Annotated in this window: 20 protein-coding genes, 2 tRNA genes and 4 pseudogenes; 15 read left to right on the forward strand and 11 right to left on the reverse strand. The window is 45.2% G+C overall.

Annotated elements, in window-relative coordinates:
* Positions 1 to 48 precede the first annotated feature (48 nt).
* Positions 49 to 1,614, forward strand: a complete 1,566-nt coding sequence (gene ppx, locus DXE44_RS03745) for an exopolyphosphatase (protein WP_114652761.1) — start codon at positions 49 to 51, stop codon at positions 1,612 to 1,614.
* Here ppx and DXE44_RS03750 read toward each other — a convergent pair.
* The 4 genes and pseudogenes from DXE44_RS03750 to DXE44_RS03765 form a co-directional block, all read right to left on the reverse strand.
* A pseudogene (locus DXE44_RS03750) lies at positions 1,615 to 2,345 on the reverse strand (GNAT family N-acetyltransferase).
* A 249-nt stretch (positions 2,346 to 2,594) separates the two neighbouring features.
* On the reverse strand, positions 2,595 to 2,999 hold the full coding sequence (locus DXE44_RS03755) for a diacylglycerol kinase (RefSeq protein ID WP_114652764.1): 405 nt from the start codon (positions 2,997 to 2,999) through the stop codon (positions 2,595 to 2,597).
* Positions 3,000 to 3,008: 9 nt separating this feature from the next.
* Positions 3,009 to 4,037: a glycosyltransferase family 4 protein gene (locus DXE44_RS03760; protein WP_114652766.1), complete on the reverse strand. Its 1,029-nt coding sequence runs from the start codon at positions 4,035 to 4,037 to the stop codon at positions 3,009 to 3,011.
* Positions 4,034 to 4,849 (reverse strand): annotated as a pseudogene (locus DXE44_RS03765) (UDP-2,3-diacylglucosamine diphosphatase); the annotation flags it as partial. The pseudogene DXE44_RS03765 and the gene DXE44_RS03760, both read right to left, overlap by 4 nt.
* Positions 4,850 to 4,925: 76 nt before the next feature.
* Between DXE44_RS03765 and DXE44_RS03770 the strand changes: the two are divergent.
* From DXE44_RS03770 to DXE44_RS03790, 5 genes are all read left to right on the forward strand, one after another.
* Positions 4,926 to 5,699, forward strand: a complete 774-nt coding sequence (locus tag DXE44_RS03770; protein WP_114652770.1) for a lysophospholipid acyltransferase family protein — start codon at positions 4,926 to 4,928, stop codon at positions 5,697 to 5,699.
* Between the two features lie 64 nt (positions 5,700 to 5,763).
* Positions 5,764 to 6,669, forward strand: a complete 906-nt coding sequence (gene ppk2, locus DXE44_RS03775; protein WP_114652772.1) for a polyphosphate kinase 2 — start codon at positions 5,764 to 5,766, stop codon at positions 6,667 to 6,669.
* Between the two features lie 213 nt (positions 6,670 to 6,882).
* Positions 6,883 to 7,548, forward strand: a complete 666-nt coding sequence (locus DXE44_RS03780; protein WP_162785872.1) for a hypothetical protein — start codon at positions 6,883 to 6,885, stop codon at positions 7,546 to 7,548.
* 2 nt (positions 7,549 to 7,550) lie between these two features.
* Complete coding sequence (locus DXE44_RS03785) at positions 7,551 to 8,117, forward strand: chromate transporter (RefSeq protein WP_114652776.1); 567 nt, start codon at positions 7,551 to 7,553, stop codon at positions 8,115 to 8,117.
* The gene (locus DXE44_RS03790) at positions 8,114 to 8,641 is read left to right on the forward strand and encodes a chromate transporter (protein WP_114652778.1); all 528 of its coding nucleotides are present in this window, start codon (positions 8,114 to 8,116) and stop codon (positions 8,639 to 8,641) included. Before DXE44_RS03785 ends, DXE44_RS03790 begins: the two co-directional genes overlap by 4 nt.
* Before the next feature lie 7 nt (positions 8,642 to 8,648).
* Here the strand turns inward: DXE44_RS03790 and DXE44_RS03795 are convergent, their stop codons facing one another.
* The gene (locus DXE44_RS03795) at positions 8,649 to 10,745 is read right to left on the reverse strand and encodes a TonB-dependent receptor (protein WP_114654337.1); all 2,097 of its coding nucleotides are present in this window, start codon (positions 10,743 to 10,745) and stop codon (positions 8,649 to 8,651) included.
* A gap of 90 nt (positions 10,746 to 10,835) precedes the next feature.
* A complete protein-coding gene (locus DXE44_RS03800) occupies positions 10,836 to 11,201 on the reverse strand; it encodes a hypothetical protein (RefSeq protein ID WP_114652781.1) in 366 nt (121 codons plus the stop codon).
* A 60-nt stretch (positions 11,202 to 11,261) separates the two neighbouring features.
* Here DXE44_RS03800 and DXE44_RS03805 point away from each other — a divergent pair.
* The 3 genes from DXE44_RS03805 to DXE44_RS03815 all read left to right on the forward strand — a co-directional run bounded on the left by DXE44_RS03805 (position 11,262) and on the right by DXE44_RS03815 (position 12,309).
* A tRNA-Pro gene (locus DXE44_RS03805) sits at positions 11,262 to 11,338 on the forward strand.
* Between the two features lie 36 nt (positions 11,339 to 11,374).
* Positions 11,375 to 11,451 (forward strand) — tRNA-Arg (locus DXE44_RS03810).
* Between the two features lie 90 nt (positions 11,452 to 11,541).
* The gene (locus DXE44_RS03815; protein WP_114652783.1) at positions 11,542 to 12,309 is read left to right on the forward strand and encodes a sulfite exporter TauE/SafE family protein; all 768 of its coding nucleotides are present in this window, start codon (positions 11,542 to 11,544) and stop codon (positions 12,307 to 12,309) included.
* Positions 12,310 to 12,362: 53 nt separating this feature from the next.
* On the opposite strand, the pseudogene DXE44_RS03820 reads toward DXE44_RS03815, so the two are convergent.
* A pseudogene (locus DXE44_RS03820) lies at positions 12,363 to 12,725 on the reverse strand (carboxymuconolactone decarboxylase family protein).
* A gap of 87 nt (positions 12,726 to 12,812) precedes the next feature.
* Here DXE44_RS03820 and DXE44_RS03825 point away from each other — a divergent pair.
* The 4 genes and pseudogenes from DXE44_RS03825 to DXE44_RS11365 all read left to right on the forward strand — a co-directional run bounded on the left by DXE44_RS03825 (position 12,813) and on the right by DXE44_RS11365 (position 15,183).
* The gene (locus DXE44_RS03825) at positions 12,813 to 13,184 is read left to right on the forward strand and encodes a hypothetical protein (protein ID WP_114652786.1); all 372 of its coding nucleotides are present in this window, start codon (positions 12,813 to 12,815) and stop codon (positions 13,182 to 13,184) included.
* Positions 13,185 to 13,352: 168 nt separating this feature from the next.
* The gene (locus DXE44_RS03830; RefSeq protein WP_197712829.1) at positions 13,353 to 13,964 is read left to right on the forward strand and encodes a DUF3313 domain-containing protein; all 612 of its coding nucleotides are present in this window, start codon (positions 13,353 to 13,355) and stop codon (positions 13,962 to 13,964) included.
* Positions 13,965 to 13,972: 8 nt separating this feature from the next.
* Positions 13,973 to 14,236 (forward strand): EF-hand domain-containing protein, encoded by a 264-nt coding sequence (locus tag DXE44_RS03835; RefSeq protein WP_114652789.1) that lies wholly within the window; start codon positions 13,973 to 13,975, stop codon positions 14,234 to 14,236.
* A gap of 65 nt (positions 14,237 to 14,301) precedes the next feature.
* Positions 14,302 to 15,183, forward strand: a pseudogene (locus DXE44_RS11365) (alpha/beta fold hydrolase).
* A 173-nt stretch (positions 15,184 to 15,356) separates the two neighbouring features.
* Here DXE44_RS11365 and DXE44_RS03845 read toward each other — a convergent pair.
* A complete protein-coding gene (locus DXE44_RS03845; RefSeq protein WP_331851830.1) occupies positions 15,357 to 15,962 on the reverse strand; it encodes a polyphosphate kinase 2 family protein in 606 nt (201 codons plus the stop codon).
* Between the two features lie 360 nt (positions 15,963 to 16,322).
* Here DXE44_RS03845 and DXE44_RS10295 point away from each other — a divergent pair, with 360 nt between their 5' ends.
* Together DXE44_RS10295 and DXE44_RS10300 are read left to right on the forward strand one after the other, a co-directional pair.
* On the forward strand, positions 16,323 to 16,883 hold the full coding sequence (locus tag DXE44_RS10295; protein WP_197712830.1) for an MFS transporter: 561 nt from the start codon (positions 16,323 to 16,325) through the stop codon (positions 16,881 to 16,883).
* A complete protein-coding gene (locus DXE44_RS10300) occupies positions 16,816 to 17,505 on the forward strand; it encodes an MFS transporter (protein ID WP_197712831.1) in 690 nt (229 codons plus the stop codon). Before DXE44_RS10295 ends, DXE44_RS10300 begins: the two co-directional genes overlap by 68 nt.
* A gap of 42 nt (positions 17,506 to 17,547) precedes the next feature.
* Here the strand turns inward: DXE44_RS10300 and DXE44_RS03860 are convergent, their stop codons facing one another.
* The 3 genes from DXE44_RS03860 to wrbA form a co-directional block, all read right to left on the reverse strand.
* Entirely contained in the window at positions 17,548 to 17,733 is a 186-nt protein-coding gene (locus tag DXE44_RS03860) for a hypothetical protein (protein ID WP_162785873.1), read from the reverse strand.
* A gap of 112 nt (positions 17,734 to 17,845) precedes the next feature.
* A complete protein-coding gene (locus DXE44_RS03865; RefSeq protein WP_114652794.1) occupies positions 17,846 to 18,244 on the reverse strand; it encodes a DUF2069 domain-containing protein in 399 nt (132 codons plus the stop codon).
* A gap of 8 nt (positions 18,245 to 18,252) precedes the next feature.
* Positions 18,253 to 18,849 (reverse strand): NAD(P)H:quinone oxidoreductase, encoded by a 597-nt coding sequence (wrbA, locus tag DXE44_RS03870; RefSeq protein WP_114652796.1) that lies wholly within the window; start codon positions 18,847 to 18,849, stop codon positions 18,253 to 18,255.
* Positions 18,850 to 18,957 lie beyond the last annotated feature (108 nt).

The raw sequence follows: 18,957 nt of genomic DNA on the forward strand, positions 1-18,957 counted from the left end.
TTCATAAAATAGACATATTCATATTGAAACCTGTTAACTGGAACAATTTTGGCTGTTAATAAAGATATTTCAGGAAATAATCCCCGCGATTTGGTGGCTGCAGTCGACCTTGGGTCTAATAGTTTCCGCATGCTTGTTGCTCAGGTGGTGAAAACACCATCGGGAACTCAGCTGCGCCCGATTGATACTCTGCGTGAGTCTGTACGTCTTGCGGCAGGTCTTACTGATAATAAGTTGTTGGGAAATGATGCCTATCAACGTGGCTTGACGGCTATTCGTCGCTTTGGTGAGCGCATTCGGGGTTTTGATCCTTCCAAGGTGCGCGCTGTTGCAACCAATACCTTAAGGGTGGCAAAGAATGCCCCCAGCTTTATTCGGGATGCCGAAGAGGCTTTAGGTTTCCCCATTGAAGTAATTGCGGGTGTTGAAGAGGCGCGTCTGATTTATATTGGCGCTGCTCATGAGGTCTCTGCTGTCCAGGGAAATCGCTTGGTGGTTGATATTGGCGGCGGTTCTACTGAATTCATCATCGGTAAAGGCTATGAGCCAAAGCTGATGGAGAGTCTCTATATTGGCTGTGTCTCGCATAGCTTACGATTTTTCCCTAAAGGCAATATTGATGCCCATGCCTTCAAAGAAGCAGAATTAGCGGCACGTCGAGAGATTCAGGTGATCTCTGGGGCTTACCTCAAAAGTGGCTGGAAACAGGTTATTGGCTCCTCTGGAACGGCTCGTGCTTTGGCAGACCTGATCGCAGAAAATAACTTTAATGGCCACCAAAGCGAAGGCTTGACCATGGGACGCGTGAATGGCGCTAATGGGCTCATTACTCGCGATGGCTTGAGATCCATGAAGAAGCATCTTCTCAAGTATGACAATATTAGTCAGGTAGTGCTGCAGGGCTTAAAGGATGATCGTAGATCGGTCTGGCCGGGTGGTTTAGCGATCATGATTGCTGTCTTCGATGAGCTGGGTATTGAGAGCATGGAGGTCACAGACGCAGCACTGCGCGTAGGAGTTTTATATGACCTGCTAGGCCGCTCACAACATGACGATATGCGCTTTGTCACAGTAGAGCAGTTTATGCAACGCTATGCTGTTGATCGCGAGCAGGCAAAGCGAGTAGGAATACACGCCGCAGAATTTTTATCTCAATTACCAAAGCCAGACTCTGAGGATCGTGAAGATAACATCGCCTTGTTGCAATGGGCTGCCAATCTTCATGAAATCGGTTTATCGATTGCTCACAACGGCTATCACAAGCATTCAGCATATATTGCAGGTAATGCGGATATGCCAGGCTTTTCAAAGAATGATCAGGCAAGGTTAGCTGCACTTCTCATTGGTCATGCCGGCAAGCTCGGAAAATTGGCGAATAATTCTAGTTTTAGAGATTGGCGAATGCTGTTCTGCTTACGCTTATCGCAGGTGCTTTGCCGCGGTAGAAGTGATATTCAACTTCCCAAAGTAAAGGTATCCGAAGTCAATGGCTCTTATTTAGTAAGCCTATCAAAAGATTGGGTAGACGCCCATCCTTTGACAGAGTTTAGTCTGCTCAAAGAAGCGGCCGAGTGGGAACGTATCGGCCGTCCATACAAGGTCATCTTGCGTTAATTACATGCCCAAGAAGTGCTTGGCGTAGCGTGGATTGATTTCAGATAAGCGGAGCATGGTGAGTACATCAGCGGTATTAAAGTCCGGATCCCAGGCTGGGGCGCTACAAATCTTGGCGCCTAACTTGAGGTAGCCTTAATCAAGGGTGGCGGCTCGACTTGTAGGCCGCCATTTAAGCATTCTAAGGGCAGTGGCAGTCGAGGGAAGGCATGATTTTCCACCGGAGCCATTTGATCATTGCTCAGTGAGTTGTAGAGGCTAGCAGCAAAATGTCCTCCGTCTGCCATCGGAATGCTTGCACAACCAAGCATGATTTTATAATCGTGTTTTTGCATGTACTGGGCTAGACCACTCCACAATGCCATGATGACCGCGCCAGAGCGGTAGTCAGCGTGAACACATGAGCGACCCAATTCAACCATCTTGGGGCGCAAGTGATTTAGGCGAGAAAGATCAAATTCAGAATCTGAGTAGAGGCGACCAATCTCAGCGGCCTTGTGCGGAGGAAGGACTCGATAGGTGCCAACCACCTTCAGCGTCTCTTGATCGCGGATGAGTAGGTGGTCGCAGTAGGTGTCAAACTCATCGATATCCAAGTCTTCAGGATGGGCGGGTAGGCTTGCACCCATTTCTTCTGCAAACACCTTGAAACGCAAACGTTGCGCTTCCTTTATTTCATTAGGATTTGAGGCCCAGCAAATTTGAAAAGCGGGGCGCTTGGGTTTGCTAATTACCTTCTCGTTAGCAATCGGCTCAACGTCCAGTACTTCGTTGCGTGCACGCAAAGCAAACTTTTTGCCAAATAATTTCTTGGCAATTTTTTTGGAAAAAAGCTTTTTAATTGCCTTGGCTTTACTGGCCTTCTCTTTCTTTGGCTTTTGCTCAAAGCGCCCATTGAAAAGATCAAATGCAGCAAGAGGATTTGGAATATCAGACATGAGTTTCCTTATATAGGTTTAATCAATCGTAAAAGGACTCTGTTACCAATTGATGACAAGTGGAATGCAAATGGTCGCCCAAAGTAGGGCGGCAATGAGCAGCGCCAACATGACGGCTGCTGAGCCAAAGTCTTTGGCTCTTTTAGACAAATCATGATGCTCAAAGGAGATTCGATCAATCGCCGCTTCTACGCTGGAATTGAGTAACTCCACCACTAAAACAAGTATTAGAGAAGAAATTAAGACGCATTTTTCAATTGAGCTAATAGGCATCCATAACGCTATCGGGGTGAGTAGGGCTAGTAGGGTTAATTCTTGTCTAAAAGCGCTTTCTTCCTTATAGGCATACACAATGCCGCACCAAGAGTTTTTCGCTGCGTGCCAAGCTCTGGTGAGACCGCGATTCCCTTTGTGCGGGTTTTGCTTAATATCGTATGGAGTTGTCAAAATATCGGCTTAAGCTAAGGCTGTTAGATGAATTTGCGTAGAAGGCACAGGCTTGAGGTGTTTAGCAAATTGCTCTGAGGCAGCTCTCCAAGAGAATTTTTCAGCATGTGCTCTGGCAACCTCGCGTGGAATTCGTAAAGCTTGCATACAGGCTTCCCGCAGATCTTCGTTCATTCCACCTGCAGGAGAGTCGCCAAGAACATCAATTGGACCAGTCACTGGATAGGCGGCAACAGGGGTACCGCAGGCCATAGCTTCAAGTAATACCAAGCCGAAGGTATCGGTTTTGCTAGGGAATACAAACACATCGGCGGCTGCGTATACCTTGGCCAGTTCATCTTGCTGCAAAACGCCTAGGTAATTAATATTGGGATATTTTTGCTTAATCTCCGCCATGGCAGGGCCATCGCCTACAACCCATTTGGAACCAGGCAAATCAATTTCTAAGAATGCATTGATATTTTTCTCGATAGCAACCCGTCCGACGTATAGAAAGATAGGGTGAGCGCTATTAAGTGCTTTAGAGTCCTGCATTTTGAAGATATCCAGATCAACACCGCGTGACCAGAGCACCACATTTTTGAGTCCGTATTCTTCAAGATCATTTTTAACCACAATAGTGGGTGCTATTACTGCCATTGATGGACCATGGAACCAGCGAATAAAGGCATAAGTGATAGCCAATGGAATTCCTGTGCGAGCTTTAACGTACTTTGGAAAACGGGTATGGTATGCAGTAGAAAATGGCAGATTATTTTTAACGGCATATGCGCGTGCAGAAAGACCTAAGGGACCTTCGGTAGCAATATGCATCGCATCAGGAGCAAATTCTTTAATTCTGCGTGCTACTTCTTTGCCGGGAAATAAAGATAGTGCAATATCCGGATAGGTGGGGCATGGAATGGATTTAAAACCATTCGGCGTAATCATTTCTACCTCGTGGCCCATGCCAATGAGTTCGGAACGGGTCTGCTTGAGAGTCCTAGCAACGCCGTTGACTTGTGGATCCCATGCATCCGTAATAATCATAATTTTCATGCGATAGCCTCTTTATTAAGAACTTGAACAGCGGGTTGATGAGCAATTTCTGCTGCGACTACTGGATCACCTTTGATGTGTGTCCAGTAAATAATTTTGAGTTCACCGGTAGTTGTTTCCACCAAGACCGAAAGACTCTCAACCCAGTCACCATCATTGCAATAGAGTAGGCCATCGATTTCGCGAATTTCTGCTTTATGAATATGGCCGCACACAACACCGTCGCAGTCACGCAAGCGGGCTTCTCTAGCCATGATGTGTTCAAAATCAGCGATATAGCTCACTGCATTTTTGACTTGATGCTTGAGGTACTGGGAAAGAGACCGGTACTGTAAACCCATCTTTACGCGCAACATATTGAAATAGCGGTTGATGTAGAGGATGAAGCTATACATGGAATCACCAACGTAGGCGAGCCACTTGGCGTATTGCATTACCCCATCAAATAGATCGCCATGTGTAACCCAGAGTTTTTGCCCATCAAGCGTAGTGTGGATTACCTCTTCTTGAACTTTGATGTCACCAAAAGACATGCCAAAGTATTGTCTGGCAGCTTCATCATGATTGCCGGGGATATAAATGACTTCAGCGCCTTTACGAGCTTTGCGTAATAACTTCTGCACTACGTCATTGTGTGATTGGGGCCAGTAGAAAGATCGTTTTAATTTCCAGCCATCAATAATATCCCCCACCAAATAAAACGTATCTGCTTCATTGTGTTTTAAGAAATCGAGGAGGTACTTTGCCTGACACCCAGAAGTTCCTAGGTGTACATCTGAAATCCAGATAGCTCTGTAGTGCATCATGTGTTCAGATTAAGCCCGTTGTTTATGAAGGCCTCATGACACTTTTAAGTCAGTTTGATGACTTGATTTATATTCTGAGCTTATGACAATTCATGTATCGACAGATAAAAAATCACCTAGCAAGATATTGCCTATTTTTGTTTGGGTGAAAGTATTCATTCATGTTCTTGCAGGTGTTTTCACGCTCTCGCTGATCTTTCCATTTATTAGTCAATCTCAAAAAGATTGCAAAATTCAGCAATGGTCAAAGCGCCTCTTACATATTTTTAATTTAAAGTTGATAGTCACTGGCTTGGAAAATGTGACATCTGCTCCTGCTTTATTTGCGTCAAATCATATTTCTTGGCTGGATATTCATGCCATCAATAGCTGCAAGCCGACTCGCTTTGTTGCTAAGTCAGAGGTAAGAGTCTGGCCCATTTTTGGCTGGATGGCAAAGCAATTGGGAACTGTTTTTATACGCAGAGATAGTACCCGTCATGCTAGGCAAGTAGTGGAGCAAATGGCAGAAGTGCTCAATACTGAATCGATTTGCATTTTTCCAGAGGGAACCTCCACCAACGGGGCCCAGGTATTGCCTTTTAAACCTAATCTCTTTGAGTCGGCCTTGGCTGCTAAATCCCCGATTTATCCTCTCTCCATACGGTATCTCTGTGAGAAAACGGGCTTGAGGAGTGACTCACCTGCTTTTATTGGAGAGATGGGGCTTTTGGAATCGATGTCTAGGGTGATCCATGAGCCTGGCTTGCTAGTCCGAATAGACTTTTTGCAGCCTTATCGCCCCCAGATTTCTGGGGATTCTGATCGTAAGCAGGTGGCAGCTTATTGCCAGGAATCGATCGCCCAAACCCTATAAGCAATATATGTAATAAAAATGTCATGCTCTTAAGATAAAAAGATACAAAGCCTTAGAGGAATAAATGACATCAAAGCATAAAGAGATGGCTGAATGGTATCAGCGTGCTCAAGAAGAAATTCTCGATAGCATGGATGAAGAGCTCGAAATGGAGCTTGATGATGATCGCCTTTCCCAGGATGAAGGAGGTAAATCTGTTATTCCCCGAAATGTTTACTTTAAGGAATTATTTCGCCTGCAAGGTGAACTGGTAAAGCTTCAAGACTGGGTAGTGGAGAATAAGCTCAAAGTTGCTGTTTTATTTGAGGGGCGTGATTCAGCGGGTAAGGGTGGCGCTATTAAGCGGATTACCCAACGACTCAATCCACGTGTTTGTAAAGTAGTTGCTCTTACGGCTCCCAGTGAGCGTGAGAAAACCCAATGGTATTTTCAACGCTATGTTGCCAATTTGCCGGCAGGTGGTGAGATTGTCCTATTTGACCGTAGTTGGTATAACCGCGCTGGTGTAGAAAAGGTCATGGGATTTTGTACGGATGCTGAGTATGAGGAATTTTTAAGGACGGCCCCTGAGTTTGAGCGAATGATTATTCGTTCTGGAGTTATCCTCATAAAGTACTGGTTCTCTATTTCGGATGATGAGCAGTACAACCGTTTCATGATGCGTATTCATGATCCATTAAAGCAGTGGAAGCTTAGTCCAATGGACTTGGATGCCCGTCGTCTGTGGGAGGCTTATACCAAGGCCAAAGAAACCATGCTCGAGAGGACTAATATTCCCGAGGCTCCTTGGTGGGTGGTGGCGGCTAATGATAAGAAAAAGGCGCGTCTAAATTGCATTTCTCATTTATTGGATCAGATTCCCTATAAGGAGATTGATCATCTAGTGACTACCTTGCCAGCGAGGGTTCATAACCCAGATTACTTGCGAGGTCCAGTTCCCAAGGAAATGTACGTTCCCGAGGTTTACTAATTTTTTCTGGACGGTGTTAATCTCTCATTAATAATCAGTGGGAGATAAATATTGAAATCAAAGCTAGAAATAACCAATCGGGAATTCAAGCTTCTGATCAAGCCTCAGGGGCTTGATAGGCGGAGGACAATTACCGCATTAAGTGATCAGATCCTTAATTTTTGCAAGAAAAATAAAGTAGACTTTTTCCATCTAGATACTACGCAAACGGGTTTGCGTAGTATCTATTTCTACGACACGCCGGGCGAGGATTTTCGCCTGAATAATGTGATTCTTCGGGTGCGAGAGTCTCGGCAAAATATTTGGATTGATGACTGGTGTGAGGTGACTCTCAAGTGCCGCACAGGTGATATTGAGAAATCCAATCAATTTAATCCGACCCCAAAAAAATCCATTAAGTCCCGTTTGCGCCTCAAAGAAGAAATTCTACGAGGCGATGCGATTGGTTCAGCAAGATCCATCTATTCCAACAATGCCATCTTAGATGCGGTACCAATCGATAGTCTCTTTGAGCGATCTTTATCGAGTGTGATTAAATTCTTCCCGGGGTTGGCTAAGCTCCCTATTGATAAGAAGAAGCCGCTGCGCATTGTTGGTGGTAATACGAATAAGATTCTGGAAGCGTGTTTGCCGATTGGTAATTTGGTCTTTGGTGATGGTGTTCAGGCTCATTGTGAAATTGCGATTTGGATGAGAAGTGTCGGTGACCCAATTGTCGGTGAGCTTGCATTTTCATATCGCGTTAACGATGCCAACAGAAAGCAAGCTAAGGCGCATAAGCGTGCGGATAAGTTCTTTAAAAAACTCCAAGTTGAGCTTGCGAACTGGCTAGAAATAGGCAGCACTAAAACAGCTTTGGTTTACGGAAAGCCCGAATAGCAATGGGTTTGGGTAATGAGACTGTCAATGCTGGAGTGCCGAGCTTAAAAGATCTCTTTGTGCAATTTTTCATCATTGGGGCGGTTAGTTTTGGTGGTGGAATCATTGCGTATGAGCGGATTCTGTTGGTTGAGAAACGTAAATGGCTTTCGGCAGATGAGTTTATGGCTTACCTTGATATTAGCCAAACCATGCCGGGTCTTAATTCCGTTAACCTTGCAGTAATCTCTGGCGATCATTTGCGGGGTGCCTTGGGTGCAATAACCGCAACCTTAGGCCTCATTCTGCCGGGATCGATCTTTGTATTGGCGGTAGGCATCATCTATGCGAGTGCCGCAGACCATCCTTTAGTTAACTATGTTTTAGCCGGTATTGCTGCTGCAGCAACTGGACTTTTGGCTGCTATCACTTACAAGATTGGTAGTGACCATTGGCGACATGCGAAATCTTTGCTCATTATTATTTGCACTTTTTTATTAATGAGCATTGCTAAATTATCTTTGCCCTATGTCATCTTGATTATGGCGCCGATTTCCCTGTATTTATATCGGCCGGGTAAAAAAGCATGAGCGTATTAATTCACTTGGCATTGAGCTTTGCCTTGCTATCCATTTTGGCGGTTGGTGGAGGCACTGCTGTATTGCCGGAGATGCAAACAGTATTAGCACAGCAGTTCGGCATTAACCATACTCAATTCGTTCATATATACAGTATTGGTCAGCTGGCACCGGGACCTAATATGTTGATGGTATTGGTGATTGGTTATCAAATTGCCGGGCTGATGGGCGCAGGAGTTGTATTGCTTTCCTTCTTCTTGCCGTCGAGTTTCTTGTGTTTCTACGTTGGCCGTCTATGGAATCGCTTTGGTGAAAATCCTTGGAGACGTTCTATCCAAAATGCATTGGAGCCCATTTCAATTGGCTTAATGGCTTCGGGTGTCTATGCTGTAGGCAAGGCTTCTATAGTGGGAGGGATTACTGCGGCGCTTGCGCTAGTGACTCTTTACCTCATCCTCAGAACCAAAATTAACCCAGTATTGGTTATTTTGGGTTCTGGAGGACTTGGTGCCTTGCTCATGGCGTACTTGAAATAGTCTCGGTTTAGAAAGTGCCTCTTAAACCCACCATCAGACTTCTGCCTGGTTGTGGTGCAAAGAGTCTCACGGCCATTGGTGTAGTTGCATAACGAATTTGCTCATTGAGTAAGTTCTTCAAATTCATATACACAGTCCAATTCACATCCTTAATCTTCTCTGTGTATGAGATGCCTGCGTTCAAGAGATTGTAGCTTGGCGCAGGACCAATTTCCCAACTAGCCAATCTATTCTGTTGGTAGCTATAGATATAAGTTGCGTTGGTGAGCCAGCCATTGCGTTGATGGGCCAGTTCTGCACCTAAACGAGGGGCTGGTTGAAGTGGTAGATTCCCACCGGCATCAAAAGTACCTTGAGAGGCATCACCAAAGATGCGCCCACCAACACCATGCTGTTGCCAGTTATAAGTCAGTTCACCTTCAATGCCTTTGATAGTTGCTGCAGCTTGTTGAGCGGTTACCACGCTAAATCCATTACCTTCTTCACCCCCATTATCAATTGCCGCACCCGTGTAATAACCATAGATATAGTTATTGAATTTATTTGCATAAACGCTGGCCTTAGCTCGCACCAAACCACTGGTTTTTTGAATATTAAATTCAAGATTATGTGAGGTTTCTTTATTGAGATTGGAGTTGCCAATATCAAATGTTGCCGTAGATTCATGTGCCCCATAAGAGTAAAGCTCTTGAGCGCTAGGAGCACGCTGAGAAACGGTATAGGCAACACCAGCACCATGACCTTGCATAAAGTTCCATAAACCGCCTGCAGAATAGGACAGTAAATTAAAGTTGCGATTTTGGATGCTGATGGCTGGTGTATCCCCGCCAGTATTCACAGGCTCTGGTACCAATTCGGTTCCTAAGTTTGGCTTTTGAGCTACGTTGTTATAGCGCAGACCCAAATTCCCCTGCAAGGAATTCCATCTACCTTCCTCTATCCAAAATAGCGCATTGGAGTTTGTCTTGGTTGGGGGAACGATGGCGTAACTTCCAGAACCAACTTCTGTGGCATTAAGAGATGCCGCTGATACTTGGGCTCCAAAAGCGCCTTTCCAGCCGGCAATGGGATTATGAGCAAGCTCAAAACGCGCTTCATTAGCGATATTTTTCCAGAGTGAGGCCGCTTCACCAACGTTATTAAATTCAGTATGGTTGTAGTTGGAATTTGCAGCACTAAATTTAAAGGATGAAAATCCTGCAAATGGATCGCGTGTTTGATGTTGTAAGTCGTAGCGATTCTGTGACTGATTAATCGAGCCACCTTCAGGCGTTGGGATGCCGTAGTTATTATTGAGGCGCTCAACCGAAACACCGGTATAGCCGTTCTGACCAATATAAGAAACGCCAACGCCTAAATTATTTTGATTGCTATATGAATTCGGAAGCTTTCCTGAGTAAGGTACGCTTTGCGGCTCCCCTGGATTGATTGACCACTCTTGGTTAGGCCCACCTTGGCTTGCGTAGCCTGGAATGCGATAGTCATCGGCATTATTGATTGCTGTATCTACGTGAACAGCTACCGAACCAAATGCACCATCGACCTCTAATGCACCAGCTCTGCCATTATTCACCGTCTCATAACTGGTATTGACGGCGCCTGTTGGTCTATCAGGTAAGTTGGTTAGGATTCGGTCATTAACTACGTTAACAAGGCCACCGCTTGAGCCTGAGCCGTAGAGTAGGGCGGCTGCACCACGCAAAACTTCAACTTGATGGGCATTTTGCATATTGTTGCCAACAGCATGATCCTGAGAGATGTTCGAAACATCGCCTACCGATAATCCATTTTGCAAAATTTGGACACGAGCACCTTCCAGTCCCCGAATTACTGGACGTGATGACCCCGCACCATAACCTGTAGCGGATACGCCTAATTCATTGGCAAGTGTGGCGCCCAATGTAGTACCTAATTTGTTGAGAAGCTCATCACCACCTTGCAAAATCTTAGTGGGCGTCAAAATACTTTGCACTGCCTCTTGAGAGCCGGTAGCAGTAATTTCAAGGGAGGGCTCTGATTGGGCAAAAGCAGTAGTGCTAATTAATCCTGAAACTAAAGCGCAGATGAGTTTGCGCTTAGCCAATGGCTTGTTAATTTGATGCATGGTATTTCCTTCAATCCTAATGCGCACCACCGATCAGATGGTGCAATAAATCTAGAGGTCAAACAAATTGAGTTTGGCGTTTTGGGCGATTTACAGGATGAGGCTAGGTGGAGCCCTAGATTGATACAGCCCTACATGAATGCGGGCTGGCAAAGAGTCATTTGATGCCACTTGCACTTCATGGAAGAAGTTATTGGCAAAGAAAAGATTGGGTTCAGAAGTAGCGAACCCGGCAAGCGTAAGTGCATCGAGCAAATGGCAGCTTACTGAACCATGTCCAAGCGAAGGGGCTTGATCTACGCAAGTCTGTTCAACACTTTGGTGATGGATTCCAGAGTGAGAAATGCTATGGGCAAAGCCAACCCAATGAGTGCCTAATAAGCTGGCAAGCAAAAAACTCAGGGCGATCCACCCTCGGAATTGCTTGTTCAAATTGCTTGTAAATAAGGCTTTCATGCACCAAATCTTACAGTATTTGCCCCCTTAGACCATCTCAGTGTAGAATATCGGTTCCGTCGGAGTGTAGCGCAGCCTGGTAGCGCACCTGCTTTGGGAGCAGGGGGTCCAAGGTTCGAATCCTTGTACTCCGACCACTTTTTCTTTGCATTAGTTTTCAGTCCCAGTACACACTGCCTATAGCTCAGCTGGATAGAGCAACGCCCTTCTAAGGCGTAGGTCGCACGTTCGAATCGTGCTGGGCAGACCAAACTCTCAGGCTCTGATCCCTCTCAATTTAATCCCCTTACGAATTCATTACAGGTGTAGACTCGAGCTCATCAAATAGATTAGGCGTTTAATGCCAATAGAGCTTTTACTAGCCGTCGGTGCTGGGTTAATTTGTGGCTTTCTCAACACAGTGGCCTCAAGCGGTTCAGCGGTTACCCTCCCTTTATTAATTTTTATGGGTTTTGCCCCATCTATGGCAAATGCAACCAATCGTGCTCCAGTCGTTATTGGAGCGCTCATAGCATCTATCACATTTTTGCGCGCTGGCGTTATTGATTGGAAGCTCGCTTTTAAAGTGCTTATCCCAACGGCCATTGGCAGCATTGCGGGGGCAGCACTTGCTGAATATATGCCTGAAAATGATGTAAAGCTCCTCATCACCATTGTTGTGCTTTGTGCATTCCTATTAATTTTTTCTGGTCTGAAGAAAATAATTGAAAAAGAGTTTGAAGGAGGTGTTCGCTTTAGGTATTTTGAGTTTTTTATTCTGATGGCCGTAGGATTTTGGTTGGGCCTAATTGTTTTGGATGGCGCAACTTATATATTGCTAGCTTTAATTGCATTCATCCACCTTCCCTTAGTCAAAGCAAATGCCTATAAAAACCTAGCAATTCTAATAACCTCAATGATTGCCTTAGCGTCATTTTCAATCAAGGGTGAGGTGAATTGGGAGGTCGGTGGCATTATGGCGCTTGGCAGTATCGTGGGGGCATTTCTAGGGGCAAAGTTATCCCTGAATCTCTTGGCCAAAGTTTGGACATTTCGCTTCTTGGTAACCGTTATTTTCTTGGAATTAATACACTTGGGCATTCAGTATTACCACGAACTTATTTCATAGTGATACTGCTAATTTTGCATTCTCATATTTAGATGCCCAAGTGATCAATTCAATCAAATTCCCATTTCCTTGAATACTTCCTTGGCGCAACGAAAGCTATCAATTGCAGCTGGTACACCACAGTAAATCGCTGCCTGCAAAAATACCTCTTGAATATCTTCCTTACTCAGGCCGTTATTAATAGCGCCTTTGACGTGAAGCTTAAGTTCATGAGGGCGATTTAAGGCGGTAATCATTGATAGATTAATGATATGCTTCTTGTTCTTCTATCCAGGCCAGGGCGGTTCCAAATTTCATTCCAGCAGTACTCAGTCACTAGTTCCTGCATCGGCATTCTTAATGGAGTTGTCTACATACTCTGCGCCCAGCACTTCACGGCGAGTCTTAAGTCCTTTTTCAAATGCTTCTTTATTCATATTAGTCTCCTGAGTCAATGTTGTGTTCAATGGATTCCATATATTGCCACTATTCAGGTGCACCCGTTTAGCCTAGAATGGTTTTTTATGACTATTACTCTTTCTTTGCGCCTTGCCGCCATCTCCTCCATCATTACCCTAATAAGCGGCTGTAGCGTTGATAAACTAGAGGCACGACTGCAGGCTGACCCTCAATGTAAGTCAGTCGTCAATTCCAAAACCGGAGCCTTGATGCCATGTCCAGGAACTGATAAAGAGTTTTATAAATCCATTCCAGCTCTCAATGCGAACGTCCCGAAAGTTAATCAGCCTGCAGGGGTTCAAGCATCCAAAGTGACTGCAAGCTCATCACCAGCGCCCGCATCAGCATCAACGCCAAAACCCACAAGTGCACCGGTTGGGTGCAAGCCACAGCTTCATCAAAAGTCAGGTAGCTTGATGCCTTGTCCGGCCCCATAAATTTGGAATAAATTGAAGTTTGCAATGAGCGTATGATCTTATAAAACTAGCTTTAGGGCTAATGCCAATCAATCACTTACTGGATCTAAAAAATGAATAAATTAGGCGCTTTAATTGCAACAATCTCTGTAGCTGCTCTGTTAGCAGCTTGTAGCAACCACTCCTAAATTGGCAAGTCAGCCAATGCCGAAGTCTGGTTTCTTGCCGAATTACTCCGTGCTCGTCCCAATGGCTACTTCTGAGTCTGATACCCGTATTTGGAGATATCGTAAAGCTGGGGTTAATCCAGGTACATATACAGCAGTCATTTTGGATCCAATTTATTTAAACCAGAATGCTACTAAAGAAATTTCTCCAGAGGCGATTAGTCAGGCGCAGATCGCATTGCAGGATTCGATGGTAAGCGCAGTGAACAGTCGCGGCAATATTAAGATTGTAAATAAGCCTGGTCCAGGTGTAGCGCGTATCTCAGTGGGCATCACTGGTGCAGAAAGCTCTACTGATAGTTTGCAGCCATGGAATTTCACACCAATTGGCTTGGCAATGAATGCAGCAGCTTATGCCGGTGGCGTGAACTCTAAAACTCCAGCGATGTTAGTGGAGAGCAAAATTACCGACAGTCAAACCAAAGAAGTGATTGGTGAAGGCTTGGTAACGATTCAAGGTGAGTCTTTCCGCACTGGTGGTGGTTCCGTAGAGTCATTTGTAGCTATGGCTAAAAAGGTAGTGAAGGTTGCATTAGAAACCTCTGCTGATCCAAGAGCTACTACTTCTGAATAAAATCCTTTATGCGCGCACTCATTTCTAATCTATGTCTCATCGGCACGGCAGCATTCATGCTAATAGCAACTCCTGCAAGCGCTGACGACGTCTCACGTAATAAAGAAATTCAGGAACGTTTTGCTAAATGCGATGTCAATCGAGATGGCAAGCTCACTCTTGATGAAGCCAAGGGATGCATGCCTCGAATCTATGATCATTTCAGTAGAATTGATGAGCAGAACAAAGGTTATGTGACTGTTGCTCAGATTGAGGCAATGGCGGCTAGGTAGTTACTAGTAGATTGATAGAATGAAAGGGGGGCCTCAGATGAGGCTCTTTTTTATTGGAGTGAATGATGACGTACGTAATTGAAGGTTTTAAAGATTCCATCATTACAGTTTCCTCGGCAGATGGCCCGATTAATATTGTTTGTCAGACTGCTGGCTCTGGACCTGCATTGCTACTGCTGCATGGATTTCCTCAAACTAAGGCAATTTGGCGTCACATTGCTCCTCAGTTGGCAAAGCGCTTTCTGTTGTCGTGACGGATCTTCGCGGCTATGGCGCTTCATCAAAACCAGTGGGGGCTCTGGATCATTCAACCTACTCAAAAAGATCCTTGGCCGCTGATCAGTATGCTGTGATGCAAGCTCTTGGGCATAAACAGTTTTCCGTATTAGGCCATGACCGTGGTGGGCGGGTATCACATCGTCTGGCAATGGATTTTCCAGAGAGTGTTGAGCCTAGATATCTCCCCAACACTCGCAATGTATGAGAACACTACGATGGAATTTGCCAAGGGGTATTGGCATTGGTTTTTCTTAATCCAAGCTCATCCTATTCCCGAAACACTGATTGGCGCCAATCCAGAGTTTTGGCTCAGAAATCATACGGGTAGACATGCTGGCGTTGGAATTTTTGACCCGCAAGTGTGGGCTGAATATTTGGCGGGCGCAAGTAACCCGGAATCCATGCATGCCATGTGTGAGGACTATCGTGCAGCAGCTTCAATTGATTTAATTCATGATCGAGCTGATAGAGATGCTGGTAAGAAATTACCAATGCCGTTTCGGGTCTTATGGGGAGATCGCGGCCTAATAGCTAAGTGCTTTTCACCAATTGAAGACTGGAAGAGGATTGCTGTAGATGTTTCTGGAAAAGGGCTTCCTTGTGGTCACTATATTCCTGAGGAATCGCCGCAGGAGCTCCTTGCTGAGACAGAGCAATTCTTCACTTGAGTAATCTATTTGGCTAGTTTGGGCAATTTTTTAGAAGTTGCTGGCCAGCTTAAAACAATCTGATGGTCAATTTTTAAGATCTTCTAATCTTTGTCTGGATAATTAACTCGGGACAATAAATCAGCAATCAAATTCAGATGTGCAAGCTTTTTGTCATTTGCGCAGATGACGGTTCACGGAGCATCTGATGAGCTAGTTTTCTTCAGCATTTCATCCCCAGCCTCAGAGTACGCATTCCACATCTTCTGAGCTTTCTGATCAATAGGGCTGATCTTCCATTGCTTCAGTGGATCTTTTTCTCGATCTTTAAGTCTTTTTGCTTGCTCTTCTTTGGAGATATCTAGGTAGCACTTGATGATTTGAATCTCGGATCTGACGAGGAGGGATTCAAAATCATTTACGGTTGCCATGAATAGCTTGTATTGATCATCGGTGCAAAAGCCCATCACCTTTTCTACGCCAGCGCGGTTGTACCAGCTTCGATTAAAGAGGACGGTTTCACCAGATGATGAGAGCTGTGCAACGTATCTCTGAAAGTACCACTCATGCTCTTCAAGTGAGGAGGGGGCCGCTAGCGTAACTACCTTGGTATCTCTCGGACTTAAATTTTCAGTAACACTTTTAATGCTGCCATCTTTTCCTGCGGCATCACGCCCTTCAAAAATCACTAAGAGACGTTTGCCTTTTTGAATAATATAACGCTGTAGTTTGACTAATTCAATCTGCAGAAGTCGTAAGTCTGCCTCGTAAGTATCTTCTGAAATCAGTGATTTACTCACGGGCAGCCCTTTAGGAATTGCTCAATGATTACTGAGCAGTTGTTGCTGGAGCTCTTTTTGCAACTACCTTTTTCGCAACCGCTTTCTTTGCAGGCACTTTTTTAGCTGGAGCTTTTTTCTCGAGCTTTAGCGAGCTTATCAATTAATTTCTCTCTGTCAGCTTCAAGCTTGTCCAGTTTTTTCAATAATTGTTTCACTAATTTTTTCTGACTCATAATGTATTCCTTTAAATAGGGTGCTTGTTATTTAATCTGTGTAATTGGCTGACGCCTACCCCTTGATCCTACGTTTTATTGACCTTACTTTCAAGTGATTGTGACAGTCCCATCAAAATTTAATTTGATGCTACATTGAATCTGCATGTTTAAGACTTTATTTTCTCTTCCTCGAACTGTGTGGCTCATCGGCCTGATTAGTTTTGTTAATGACGCTGCAAGTGAAATGCTGTATCCCTTGATGCCGCTCTATCTCGCCACTGTATTGATGGCGGGGCCTAAGGCGCTAGGTCTGATTGAGGGGATTGCAGAGGCTACCTCAAGTATCTTTAAATTGGTTTCTGGTGTGATTGTGGATCGCACCAGAAAGACGAAGCCCTGGATTGTGATCGGCTATTTCCTGGCGGGGATTGGCCGACCCTTAATTGCGATTGCAAGTTCTTGGGCATGGGTCTTGTGTATTCGATTTACTGATCGTCTTGGCAAGGGTTTGAGAAGTTCCCCACGGGATGCATTGTTGGCCGAGAGTGTTGGGCCCAACCAGCGAGGCATTACCTTTGGATTGCATCGGCCCATGGATAACGCGGGTGCAGTCTTTGGGCCATTAATAGCAGCGTATATTGTGGATGCAAGTCCCATTGAGGGATATCTTCCTATGGGCGGTTGTCCCCGGAGTCATCGCCGTAGTTCTAGCGCTTTGCCTTAAAGAGCCTGTTCGCGAAAAAGTGACTGTCAAACCTTTTTCATGGTCTCTCGAAGGTCTTCCATCACAATTTAAGCGCTATATTTTGGTCGCTGGTATTTTTGCCCTAGCAAATTCATCGGACATGTTTTTATTGCTGAGGGCCAGAGAGCTCGGCGTTCCTCAAGAGCAGATCCCTCTTTTATGGGCTGCTATTTCTTTAAGCACAACTGTTTTTGGAACGCCGCTATCGGCTCTCTCAGATCGATTTAGCCGTAAGAACTTTATCCTCATTGCATGGGCTGCTTTTGCATTTTTTTATATTGCTATGAGTTTTGCTGGCATCACACTCTGGATGCTTTGTGGGCTATTTGCTATCTATGGACTATTTAAGGCGGCTACTGAAGGGGTAGAGAAGGCGCTAGTAGCAGACCTTGCTCTTAAAGGCATGGCGGGAACTGCCTTTGGTTGGTTTAATCTGGTTTCGGGCTTGATGTTGCTACCAGCCTCATTAATATTTGGTTGGCTTTATGAATCCTTCAATCCCAGTTACGCATTTTTATTCTCAGGCTCTTGTGCTTGCTTAGCCTTTCTCTTGCTGGCATTTTGGGTTTTCAGGGCCCCAGAAACACAAAACCCCAGATAAAGACATCATCTGGGGTGATTGGAAAGCTAAGGCTCTTCTGCGTTATTCCGGGTGGAAGTTATTGCTAGCCATGAAACTAATGGTGCGCTCAAAGCCCAAAATGCGGATATAACGCCAGGCGATATCGCGGTATTTGCTATCTAGATAGCCAACGGCAACTTCAGGAGTCCTTTTGGACAGGTCGATTTGTTGAATTGCACGGGCCCAACGTTTGAGTCTTGTTGACATATTTGCCACCTCCATGAGCATACAACGCATGAAAAAGGAGCTGAGATGACAGGAATGAGGAATATTTTTTAAGAAATTGGCAAAAGTTGCTAAATAAGCTCTTTTTGATCCTTTAGCCCTGTATTTCTGCTTCGGCACGCTCTTTCTTAGCTGCTTTGGCCCGAGCTTTGATAGGTTTGAGGTAGATCAGTAGACAAACAAAGGCAACGGTACCTAGGGTGGTTTCTAGGGCGGCCATCCAGAAATTAGCCCCTGTTTCCAGAATGCGGACTAAACCCTCAGTAATGTAGAGCAAGATCAGCATCGAAGCCCATTGCATGGTGTAAACATTACCTTTCCAGAGTCCTGGAATGGCAAATAAGAGGGGAATGGCTTTGAGGATGAGCCATGAGCCACCAGGTCTGAGCGGGGAGATAAACCATTCCCAAGCAATACACAAAATGAACAGGTCAACAAAAGCTGCTGTAGCAATCAGTTGGTATGGATTTTTGGAGAGCCAGCTTTTGAGCATAAATTGCCTTAAATAAGTTTGAGCGCTGTGAGCGCTAAGCGCTTGCCTTGAGCAATGGCTAAGCGTTGCTCTTCTGCGCTAATGGGAGCCCGGCTATCAGCATGTGCGAGGTGGGTGAGTCCGTAAGGGCTGCCACCAGTGGAGGTGCTCATGAGATCAGGCTCACTGTACGGAATGCCCATGATCATCATGCCGTGGTGAAGTAGGGGAATCATCATGGTGAGCAGGGTGCTTTCTTGTCCGCCATGCAGACTGCCCGTGCTAGTGAAGACGCAAGCTGGCTTCCCAATGAGTGCACCATTCATCCACTCTGACGAGCTGCCATCCCAAAAATATTTCATGGGAGCCGTCATGTTGCCAAAGCGAGTAGGTGATCCGAGGGCTAGACCAATACATTCTTTTAAGTCTGCATACTCAACATAGGGGGCGCCATCAGATGGAACGGCTGCCTCTGTAGATTCGCATACTGTGGAGATAGCTGGAACAGTGCGCAGTCCGGCGTTAGCGCCTGGAACGCTCTCGATTCCCTCGGCAATTAGGCGCGCCAAGTCGCGGGTTGCTCCATAGCGTGAGTAGTACAAAACTAATATGTCGGATTGACTCATGTTTCTCTCTTATCTTTTATGATATGGGCAATGCGCCTCATTCGTAATCCTCAATTATGGCTCTCTCTTGGAAAAGAGATCTGAGAGCGTAATCGCGGACAAAATCTC

This window comes from Polynucleobacter necessarius (assembly GCF_900095175.1).
GTDB lineage: Bacteria > Pseudomonadota > Gammaproteobacteria > Burkholderiales > Burkholderiaceae > Polynucleobacter > Polynucleobacter necessarius_I.

Coding starts and splice junctions, on each gene's coding strand:
- DXE44_RS03785 (WP_114652776.1), top strand. CDS start 7,551: ATGGGTTTGGGTAATGAGACTGTCAATGCTGGAGTGCCGAGCTTAAAA.
- wrbA (WP_114652796.1), bottom strand. CDS start 18,849: ATGAGTCAATCCGACATATTAGTTTTGTACTACTCACGCTATGGAGCA.
- DXE44_RS10295 (WP_197712830.1), top strand. CDS start 16,323: ATGTTTAAGACTTTATTTTCTCTTCCTCGAACTGTGTGGCTCATCGGC.
- DXE44_RS03795 (WP_114654337.1), bottom strand. CDS start 10,745: ATGCATCAAATTAACAAGCCATTGGCTAAGCGCAAACTCATCTGCGCT.
- ppk2 (WP_114652772.1), top strand. CDS start 5,764: ATGACATCAAAGCATAAAGAGATGGCTGAATGGTATCAGCGTGCTCAA.
- DXE44_RS03865 (WP_114652794.1), bottom strand. CDS start 18,244: ATGCTCAAAAGCTGGCTCTCCAAAAATCCATACCAACTGATTGCTACA.
- DXE44_RS03825 (WP_114652786.1), top strand. CDS start 12,813: ATGACTATTACTCTTTCTTTGCGCCTTGCCGCCATCTCCTCCATCATT.
- DXE44_RS03835 (WP_114652789.1), top strand. CDS start 13,973: ATGCGCGCACTCATTTCTAATCTATGTCTCATCGGCACGGCAGCATTC.
- DXE44_RS03790 (WP_114652778.1), top strand. CDS start 8,114: ATGAGCGTATTAATTCACTTGGCATTGAGCTTTGCCTTGCTATCCATT.
- DXE44_RS03860 (WP_162785873.1), bottom strand. CDS start 17,733: ATGTCAACAAGACTCAAACGTTGGGCCCGTGCAATTCAACAAATCGAC.
- DXE44_RS03800 (WP_114652781.1), bottom strand. CDS start 11,201: ATGAAAGCCTTATTTACAAGCAATTTGAACAAGCAATTCCGAGGGTGG.
- DXE44_RS03770 (WP_114652770.1), top strand. CDS start 4,926: ATGACAATTCATGTATCGACAGATAAAAAATCACCTAGCAAGATATTG.
- DXE44_RS03815 (WP_114652783.1), top strand. CDS start 11,542: ATGCCAATAGAGCTTTTACTAGCCGTCGGTGCTGGGTTAATTTGTGGC.
- DXE44_RS03760 (WP_114652766.1), bottom strand. CDS start 4,037: ATGAAAATTATGATTATTACGGATGCATGGGATCCACAAGTCAACGGC.